Origin of the sequence: Kitasatospora sp. NPDC093558 (genome assembly GCF_040683475.1) — a bacterium.
Taxonomy (GTDB): Bacteria; Actinomycetota; Actinomycetes; order Streptomycetales; family Streptomycetaceae; genus Kitasatospora.
This window is the reverse complement of record NZ_JBFBDY010000444.1, coordinates 1-5,224: the sequence shown is the minus strand read 5'-3', so window position 1 is coordinate 5,224 and position 5,224 is coordinate 1. Positions and strand designations below refer to the sequence as shown.

The following is a 5,224-nucleotide window of genomic DNA, read 5'->3' as shown; positions in this document are numbered from 1 at the left end:
GGCTCACCCTCCAGGTGGCCAACGACGGCCTGACCGACGTCGCGTTCACCGCCGCGCCCAACGACTTCGCGGGCACTGCGCAGACCGTCTGGGTCAAGCCCGGCCGGCAGGCCAACATCGCCTGGCCGCTGGACAAGCAGGGCCGCTACGACGTCGTCGTGACCGCCCACACCGGCCAGCGCTTCGTGCGCCGGTACGCGGGCTGGGTGCACTGACCCGTACGCCTCTTGGCGGCCGGGGGCGCCGAACCGGTGACCCCCGGCCGTGGCTCGGCCGGACCGTCAGACCCCGCCGCTAGCGTCGGGCGCATGCAGAAAATCAGCACCTTCCTCTGGTTCGACACCCAGGCCGAAGAGGCCGCCGCCTTCTACACGTCGCTCTTCCGCGACTCCCGCATCACCGGCGTCACCCGCCACCCCGACGGCGGCCCGGCACCCGCCGGCTCCGTCATGACGGTCGAGTTCGAACTCGACGGCCGGCCCTACGTCGCCCTCAACGGCGGCCCGCAGTTCTCCTTCACCGAAGCCGTCTCGCTCCAGGTGGAGTGCGACGACCAGCAGGAGGTCGACGAGCTCTGGGGCAAGCTCACCGCCGACGGCGGCCAGGCGGGCCCCTGCGGCTGGCTCAAGGACCGCTACGGCTTCTCCTGGCAGATCACCCCGCGCGTCCTGCTGGACCTGGTCGCCGACCCCGACCGCGCCAAGGCCGGCCGGGTGATGGCCGCGATGATGTCCATGGGGAAGCTCGAGATCCAGCCGCTGCTCGCCGCGGCGGAAGGCTGAGGCGCCATGACCCCCGCCGCCGTCCGCACCACGGTCTACCTGCACGCCACCCCCGAGCGGGTCTGGCACGCCCTCACCAACGCCGACGAGTCCGCCATCTACTGGGGCCACCGCAACGTCTCCACCTGGCTCCCCGGCGCCCCCTGGGAACACCGGCGCACCGACGACTCCGGCATCGCCGACGTCACCGGCACCGTCGAAGCGGCCACCCGCCCCCACCTCCTGGTCACCACCTGGTACGCCCCTGGCACGCCGCACCCGGCCGGACCGTCCCGGGTCACCTTCGGCATCGAGGGGTGGCAGGACCTCACCCGCCTCACCGTCACCCACGAGAGCCTGGCCGACGAGGCCGAGGCGGCGGAGGCGGCCCGGGGCTGGTCGGCCGTCCTCGCCAACCTCAAGACCTACCTGGAGACCGGCCACCCGCTCCCGCAGCAGCCGTGGCTCATGCCGTAGCGGCTCCTCAGCCCCCGCTGCCGGCCGCCGGGCGGGGGCGCTCGCCACCGGTCCGCTCGCCACCGCTCCGCTCTCCGCGGAGCCGGCGGCGCAGGCCGGCGTAGCGGGAGAAGCGTTCCCGGTTCGCCACCGAGGCGCGGTCCAGCTCCTCCATCAGGCGGCGGCTGCGGTGCTCCAGGTCCATCTCGTCGAGGATCCGGTCCACCTCGGCGAGCAGCGCGCCGTGCAGTTGCCAGGCCTCGGGGTGTTCCCGGACCTGGCGCAGGAGCAGCTGGGCGACGTTCTCGCGGCAGGCCCAGGCGGCCGCGAGTTCGGCGGTGAGGCGCTGTTCGGCCTCCTCGGCGTTGCGGCTCACCTGGGTGGTGACCAGGACGGCGAAGCTGACCATCGCGCCGCCGATGTGGGCCAGCAGCTCCTCCAGCGCCACCGCGACCTCGGGGGCGAACAGGCGCTCGCCGGGGTCGCGGCGCTTGGCCAGGTCGGTCAGCGAACGGGCCAGGACGCGGACGACCACGACGCAGATCTCCAGCGTGTCCAGGCCGGTGCGCAGCACCAGGCGGGACAGCAGGCCCTCGCTGATCCGGGGGTTGAAGCGCAGGCTGTCCTCGGCCTGCCGCAGGGCCGCGTCGACCTGGGCGATCGCCTGGTCCAGGCGGCGGGCCTCGTGCAGCCGTTCGGCGGCGACGGAGACCGGGGTGGGGCGGCCGAGTTCCTCGGCGATGTCCAGGAGCAGCTGGCGGGCGCGCCGGGCGAGGTCCTCGATCGAGGCGCCCGCGGTGTCCACCCAGACCGGCGGGGCGAACAGCAGGTTGAACAGCAGGCCGACGGCGGCGCCGATCAGCGTCTCCAGCACGCGGTCCCAGGCCTGGGAGGCGAGCTTGGTGACGCCGAGGATCAGCATCGCGCTGATCGCGACCTCCTGGACGAACTCCTCGACCCGCACGAACCGGCCGATCGTCAGCGAGGCCAGGATGATCAGCCCGAGGCTCCACCAGGAGAGCCCGACCACGGCGCTGAAGCCGATCGCGATCAGCACGCCGACGACCACCGAGTTGACCCGGCGGATGCTGGTCTTGAGCGTCGAGTAGACGGTGACCTGCACCACCAGGAGCGCGGTGAGCGGCGCCGTCAGCGGGGCCGGCTCGCTGCTCAGCCGGGTGGCCACCGCGTAGGACAGGGTGGCCGCCACGGTCGCCCGGACGGTCTGGACGACGAACGGTTCTCGGGCGCCACGGCGCACGGCGGCCGTCAGGGACTCCGGGAGAAGGGCCATGCTGCCCCTCTTTCCCCGCAGCCGCCGTTCACACCGCCGATCGGGCCCGACGGCACCCGGTTGCCCGTGCCGGCGTCAGGAGTTGCGGCGGTCCAGGCGCAGCTTCCAGGGGGCGAGGGCGGATTCGACCTGGACGCCGATGCTCATCTTGGACGCGCCCTCGACGCGCTCCTCGAAGCGGATCGGGACCTCGCGGATCGTCATGCCGCGCTTGATGACGCGGTAGTTCATCTCGACCTGGAACGAGTAGCCGTTGCTCTGCACGGTCGGCAGGTCGATGGCCCGCAGGGTGTTCGCCCGCCAGGCCTTGAAGCCCGCGGTGGCGTCGCGCACGCCGAGGCGGAGGATGGTGTTGACGTAGAGGTTGGCCCACGCGGAGAGGGCCTTGCGGTGCCACGGCCACTCCGAGGCGGTCGAGCCGCCGGGCACGTAGCGGGAGCCGAGCACCACGGCGGTGTCGCCGGTGAGGAGGGTGCGGACCATCTCGGGTATCGCGGAGGCCGGGTGCGACAGGTCGGCGTCCATCTGCACGACGACGTCGGCGCCCTCGTCGAGGGCCCGGGCCATGCCCGCGAGGTAGGCGCGGCCGAGGCCGTCCTTCTCGGTGCGGTGCAGCACGCCGATCCGGCCGTCCGCGCCGGCCGCCAGCTTGTCGGCGAGCTCGCCGGTGCCGTCGGGGGAGTTGTCGTCGACGACCAGCAGGTGCAGGTCCGGCACCGGCAGCTGTGCCAGCAGGCCCGCCAGGACCGGAAGGTTCTCCCGCTCGTTGTACGTGGGGACGACGACAACGACCTTGGGGGAGGCCTCGACCATGCTCTGTTCCCTACCGCTGCTCTCCGGCCGGCACCCGTGCCCCGCCTCACGGATGTCCGTGATCTGCTGACTGGACCGTTGGAGTGTACCGGCGTCCGTCGGAGGCCCGACGGCGGGGCGCCCGCTGACGGTCCGGCGGGCTACCGCGTGCCGTAGACGGCGGCGAGGTTGTCGCGGGCGGGGTGGGTGCGTCCGGCCGGGCCGGCGGCGAAGGTGCGCAGGACGTTCTCGGTGACCTTGCGCACCAGGTCTCCGGCCCGGCCGTCGATGCCGTGGTCGGCGCCGGTGCCCCCGGGGCCGTGCGCGTCGAGCGTCTCCACCCAGCGCATCGTCCCGGTGGCGAACACCCCGGCGCCGCTCGGGACGGTGTAGTACGCGGTGTCGGCGTGCGACCGGCGGCCGTCGCACACGACGGGGGAGTGGGCGATCACCTCGATCGGGCGCGGGACGGGGAATGCGGTGTCCACCTTGTCGTACTCGACGCCGACCAGGTGCGGGAAGGACGCGCCCGCGGCGACGCCCGTGCCCTCGAACGCCCAGTGGTCGGGCGCGCCGATGACGTACGGCGCGTCCACCGGGTAGCCGTCGTAGATGACGCCGAGCATCGAGCTCTCCGGGTCGGCGCCCGGGCCGGTGCGGAAGTCGGTGGTGGCCGGCGCGCCGGCCTTGTAGCCGGGGTCGCTCGCCCAGGCGTCCTTGTAGCAGACCACCGTGCGGTCCGGCCCGAGGTCGGTGGCTTCGAACCGGACCCGGCGGAAGCAGCAATTCGCGCCCAGGATCGCCACGTTGGTGCCGGCGTCCCGGGCCGCGACGACGTTCGCGCGCTGCTCGGGGGACCAGTACTCGTCGTGTCCGAGCGACAGGACGGCGGTGGCGTCGCGCAGCAGCGCCGGCTCGCGGGCGACGTCGATCCCAGTCGTGTACGCGAGCGGGATGCCGAGCTGCTCGGCAAGGGAGACCAGCGGCGCCTCGTACACCAGGAACAGCCCGGCGCCGTGGTCGTAGTCGTACGGCCGGTCGAAGACGACCCGCAGCGAGCGGGTGGCCAGGCCGCCGGTCGGGCCGTTGTAGAGGCTGTGCCCGCCCCACTCGTTGTAGGCCTGCCACGTCGCCGGGGCGCTCATGACGACCGTCTTCCCCGCGGTGACGGCCGAGCGGACGGTGAGCGGGACGTAGCGCTGGCCGGAGCCGTCCTCGGCGTCCAGGCGCAGCAGGTACGCGCCCTCGGGCCAGCCGGCCGTGTCGACGGCGAGGGTCCGCTGCCAGCCGGTGAGGACGGTGCGGGTCGTGCCGTCCACGTGCGGCGCGGGCTGCTTGGTGCCGGGCACGTGCTCGCGGCGCCACACCAGGCGGGCGCGGGCGCCGCCGTACCAGCCGATCCGGTAGGCGGAGACGGTGAACGCGGCGGCGGGGGTGGAGACGTGCAGGCCGACCGGTTCGCCGGGCAGGACGCTGACGCGGTCGGCGAAGCCCTCGATGGCGCCGGCCGGGCCGGGGTTGGTGACCTCCCAGTCGGGGTTGCCGGGGAGCGACTGCTCGGGCTTCCGGTCGTCCTTGAGGCCGGCGCGCTGCGGGGTCGCGCCGGAGGGGTCGGGGGACGGCGCCGGGCTCGGGGGTTCGTCGGGATGGCGCGTGCCGCAGGAGGTGAGGGCCGCGGCCATCAGGCCCAGAGCGAGGATCCCCCGCCGGCTCGGTTCCGCCCGCTCGTCCGCCACCCTGGCCTCCCGGTTGTCCGTGTCGGTGTTCTCTACCCGCGCACCCGTGCGTCAAGGCGTGCGGACATCCTCACTCTTTCCGGTCATCAGGTCGCGGCCGCCGCGCCGGGTCCCGCACACCCTCCGCGCCCTCCATGCACGGTTGCGCGCCCGTCCGCCACCGGAGAGGGCCGTCCGGGGGCACC

6 protein-coding genes are annotated in these 5,224 nt (G+C 73.7%); 3 read left to right on the top strand and 3 right to left on the bottom strand.

The window, feature by feature from the left end:
• The 3 genes from AB0O00_RS28610 to AB0O00_RS28600 form a co-directional block, all read left to right on the top strand.
• A partial coding sequence (locus tag AB0O00_RS28610) for a phospholipase domain-containing protein (RefSeq protein ID WP_363656579.1) occupies positions 1 to 215 on the top strand: 215 nt, incomplete at its 5' end.
• 93 nt (positions 216 to 308) lie between these two features.
• Positions 309 to 782: a VOC family protein gene (locus AB0O00_RS28605; protein ID WP_363656577.1), complete on the top strand. Its 474-nt coding sequence runs from the start codon at positions 309 to 311 to the stop codon at positions 780 to 782.
• 6 nt (positions 783 to 788) lie between these two features.
• On the top strand, positions 789 to 1,238 hold the full coding sequence (locus AB0O00_RS28600; RefSeq protein WP_363656575.1) for an SRPBCC domain-containing protein: 450 nt from the start codon (positions 789 to 791) through the stop codon (positions 1,236 to 1,238).
• A 7-nt stretch (positions 1,239 to 1,245) separates the two neighbouring features.
• Here the strand turns inward: AB0O00_RS28600 and AB0O00_RS28595 are convergent, their stop codons facing one another.
• The 3 genes from AB0O00_RS28595 to AB0O00_RS28585 all read right to left on the bottom strand — a co-directional run bounded on the left by AB0O00_RS28595 (position 1,246) and on the right by AB0O00_RS28585 (position 4,985).
• The gene (locus tag AB0O00_RS28595; protein ID WP_363656573.1) at positions 1,246 to 2,511 is read right to left on the bottom strand and encodes an aromatic acid exporter family protein; all 1,266 of its coding nucleotides are present in this window, start codon (positions 2,509 to 2,511) and stop codon (positions 1,246 to 1,248) included.
• 75 nt (positions 2,512 to 2,586) lie between these two features.
• Positions 2,587 to 3,324, bottom strand: a complete 738-nt coding sequence (locus AB0O00_RS28590) for a polyprenol monophosphomannose synthase (protein WP_363656571.1) — start codon at positions 3,322 to 3,324, stop codon at positions 2,587 to 2,589.
• A 140-nt stretch (positions 3,325 to 3,464) separates the two neighbouring features.
• Positions 3,465 to 4,985, bottom strand: a complete 1,521-nt coding sequence (locus AB0O00_RS28585; protein WP_363656569.1) for a N,N-dimethylformamidase beta subunit family domain-containing protein — start codon at positions 4,983 to 4,985, stop codon at positions 3,465 to 3,467.
• Positions 4,986 to 5,224 lie beyond the last annotated feature (239 nt).